Origin of the sequence: Actinomadura roseirufa (assembly GCF_900659635.1) — a bacterium.
GTDB lineage: Bacteria > Actinomycetota > Actinomycetes > Streptosporangiales > Streptosporangiaceae > Spirillospora > Spirillospora roseirufa.
In genome coordinates, this window is record NZ_CAACVB010000482.1 from 1 (window position 1) to 3,151 (window position 3,151).

The window sequence follows — 3,151 nt, forward strand, 5'->3', positions numbered from 1 at the left end:
CGTGCCGAGGCGCAGCGCCGGCCGACCCCGCGGGGGAGCCCGCCGGCTCCGGCGGGGCGTTCAGCGGCCTCAGGACGGGAGCGGGGGGAGTTCCCGGCGGCGGGACGGGGGCCGGGGGCCATGCGGCCGGAGGGCGGGCGTTCGGCGCGGGGCCGCCGACGATCAGGCGGTCGCCTTCATCGCGGGCGGGCCGGTCCGGGGCCTCCCGCGGCATCGGCTTGGTGCGCGAGTGCTCCGGGACGACCCGTTCAGAGGGAAGAGCCTCGTTCACGGCAATGTCGGGCCGGGTGTCGGCGAAAGGGGAAGCGGGGTTCGCGTCCACGACCGGATGCGGGTCCGTGCTGGTCGAGTCGGCGGGGGCGGGAGACAAGGGCGGCAGGCTGTCCGCCGGGGACGCCGTGATCGGCGGGGCGTAGGCGGCGCTCACCCGCGCGTGGGCCAGCAACCACCGCTCGCGTTCGTCCTGGACGAGCCCGCACGCGGTCACCAGCGCCAAGACCACCTCGCGGCGCGGCAGCACCTCGCCTCCGAGCAGCCCGGCGAGCCCCGCCGGAAGCAGGACGCCGGTCGCCCAGACGCGCTCCTCCAGCTCCGGGATCGGCAGCCCGGACCACTGCTGGAGGCGGCGCAACAGGGACAGGAACTCGGCGGGGGTCGCCGCGCCGTCCGGCTGCGGAACCGCCCTGGGAACCGGCACTGGAGTCCTCCCCGGACCGGGAACGCGTGATTTCGTGGGCATCGTAGCGATCTCCTCGGGCGAAGTGGCTAATGTTCGCTATGCGGTCACTTGACTTGATCCATGGCGCCACCGGTCCGGCGCACGTCCGGCGCATGTGAGAGGGAGGGCCCTGCGATGCCGCGCTCCGGCGAGCCGTCCCCGCGGGCTCTGCGGCGTTCCGTGGAGACGCGCATCGGGACGACGTTCGTGCTTCTGATGCAGGTGCGGGTGCTCGTCGTCGGGGTCACCGTGCTGGTGGACGAGCGGGTCCGCGGCGATCCCCTGGCGCTCGGCGTGCTCGCCTTCGCCGCGCTGGCCTCGGGAGTGGTCCTGGCGGGCTGGGAGCGGGTCGTGCCGCGGCTGTTCGAGCAGCCCGCGCTGCTGGCCTTCGACGTGCTCATCGGCTACGCGGTGCTCCAGGTCGGCGGGATCTTCGGCCCGTACTTCCTGGTCACCGTGGTCGCCGCCGGCCTGGCCGGGCTGCTGTACCGGTGGCCGGTCACCGCGCTGCTGTGCGCCCAGCAGACCGTCCTGTACTACACGGCGCTGTACCGCGGCGAGGCGGGCGGCGGCATGCCGGGCGCCGCGGTGCCGCTGCTGGTGGCGCTGCCCGCCTTCTACCCGATCGGCGCGCTGGTCGGCACCGTGCTGCGCCGGCTGTTCGACGAGCACGCGGCGGCCGAGGAGGACCGCTGGCGGATGGAGGCGCAGGCCATGGCCGCCGACGAGCGGACCCGGCTGGCCCGGGAGATGCACGACTCGCTGACCGCGACGCTCGCCGGGATCGCGCTGTCGGCGACCGGCCTGCCCGCCTGGGTGCGCCGGTCGCCCGAGCGCGCCGAGACCGAGGCGCGGCGCATCGCCACCGCCGCGCAGGTCGCGACCCGGGAGGCCCGCTCCCTCATCGCGGAGCTGCGCGAGGACGCCGTCCAGCTCCCGCTGGGCGAGGCCGTGGGGAGGATGGCGGTGGAATGGGAGCGTTCCGCGGGCGTCCCGGTGCACGTGGACGCCGACCCGGAGGCCGACCTGCCGCTGCGCGCCAGGCACGAGCTGGTGACGATCGTGCGGGAGGCGCTGGAGAACGTCCGCCGGCACGCCGGCGCGACGCGCGTCGAGATCGAGGTGGGCGTCGAGGCGGGCACCGCCGCCGGTGACGGCGACGGGGACGTGCTGGAGGCGCGCGTGCGCGATGACGGCCGGGGCCTGCCGGCCCGGCCCGGCGGGGACGGCTGGCTGGACGAGCTCGCCCGTGACGGCCACTACGGCCTCGTCGGCATGCACGAGCGGGCCCAGCGGGTGGGCGGGCGACTGGTGGTGTCCTCGGCCTCCGGCGCCGGCACCACCATCACGGTGCGGATGCCGGTGGCCGGGCCGGGTACCGAGCCGGTCCACGCGGCTCTCGGGAGGGGATGATGGACGGCGCCGAGCGTTACCGAGTCATGATCGTGGACGACAACGCCTTCATCCGCGCCGGGCTCGCCTCCGCGCTGGAGGCGACCGACGACATCGAGGTGGTCGGCGAGGCCGCCGACGGCCACGCGGCCGAGGAGCTGGCGTGGCGGCTGGTGCCCGACGTCGTGCTGCTGGACGTGCGGATGCCGCGCGCCGACGGGATCAGCGCCGCGGCGGTGCTCAGCCGCGTCAGCCGCGTCATCATGCTGACGCAGGTGGAGGAGCCGGACGTGGTACTGGCGGCCGTCCGCAACGGAGCCGTCGGCTACCTCGTCCACAACACCTTCACCGTGGACGAGCTCGCCGCGGCCGTCCGGGACACGGTGCGGCACCGGGCCCACCCCCTCTCGCACGCGGCCAGCGCCGCCCTGATCGACGCCGCGCGGACCGGGCGGCCCGCCGCGCCCGCCGCCGACGCGGCCGAGCGGCGCGCCCGGTTCGGGCTCTCGGCCCGCGAGATCCAGGTCATGGATCTGATCGTGCGCGGCCTTGCCAACCAGGACATCGCGGCCAAGCTATTTCTCACCGAGAAAACCGTCAAGAACTACATCAATCGCATTTATGCGAAGTTGGACGCACCGAACCGGGCGACGGCCATCGTCACCTGGATCGGGATGCCTCCACAGGGCTGACCTGCGCTTCCGCATTGGGGTCCCCGCCTGTTCCGGGTAGGGCCCTAGGGCCCTACGGCGCCGTGCGCCGGCTCCGTAGCGTTCCGGTCGTAAGCGGGACGTCGAAGAAAAGCGGGCCTTGCCGGCCCCATTTCGCCGGGCCGCCGTATTCGGTCTCGTCCTGGAGGTTGATCGTGCAATTGCCGACCCGGAACAGAATGGCCCTGGTCGCCGGCGGCGTCCTGGCGGCCGGCATCTCGGTCGCGGCGGCCGTGCAGGGCGGGGCCGGGGACCCGGGTCGTTCCGCCGCCCCGGCAGGCGCGCTGGAGCGATCCGCTCCGGCCGTCGCGGCCGGCGGCACGGGCCGGCC

The 3,151-nt window shown here is 74.9% G+C and carries 2 protein-coding genes and 1 pseudogene; 2 read left to right on the forward strand and 1 reads right to left on the reverse strand.

Annotation, left to right across the window (positions count from 1 at the left end):
• Positions 1–697, reverse strand: a pseudogene (locus E1291_RS40475) (hypothetical protein); the annotation flags it as partial.
• A 156-nt stretch (positions 698–853) separates the two neighbouring features.
• On the opposite strand from E1291_RS40475, the gene E1291_RS40480 reads away from it, so the two are divergent.
• Both E1291_RS40480 and E1291_RS40485 read left to right on the forward strand, forming a co-directional pair.
• Positions 854–2,131 carry a sensor histidine kinase gene (locus E1291_RS40480; RefSeq protein WP_165495539.1) on the forward strand — a complete coding sequence of 426 codons (1,278 nt, stop codon included), beginning with the start codon at positions 854–856 and terminating at the stop codon, positions 2,129–2,131.
• On the forward strand, positions 2,131–2,802 hold the full coding sequence (locus E1291_RS40485; RefSeq protein ID WP_207401232.1) for a response regulator transcription factor: 672 nt from the start codon (positions 2,131–2,133) through the stop codon (positions 2,800–2,802). The genes E1291_RS40480 and E1291_RS40485 overlap by 1 nt, the downstream gene beginning before the upstream one ends.
• The last annotated feature ends 349 nt before the right edge of the window (positions 2,803–3,151 follow it).

What these genes read in the sequence shown, in the direction of transcription:
- E1291_RS40485 (WP_207401232.1), top strand. Translation starts at nt 2,131, where the DNA reads ATGGACGGCGCCGAGCGTTACCGAGTCATGATCGTGGACGACAACGCC.
- E1291_RS40480 (WP_165495539.1), top strand. Translation starts at nt 854, where the DNA reads ATGCCGCGCTCCGGCGAGCCGTCCCCGCGGGCTCTGCGGCGTTCCGTG.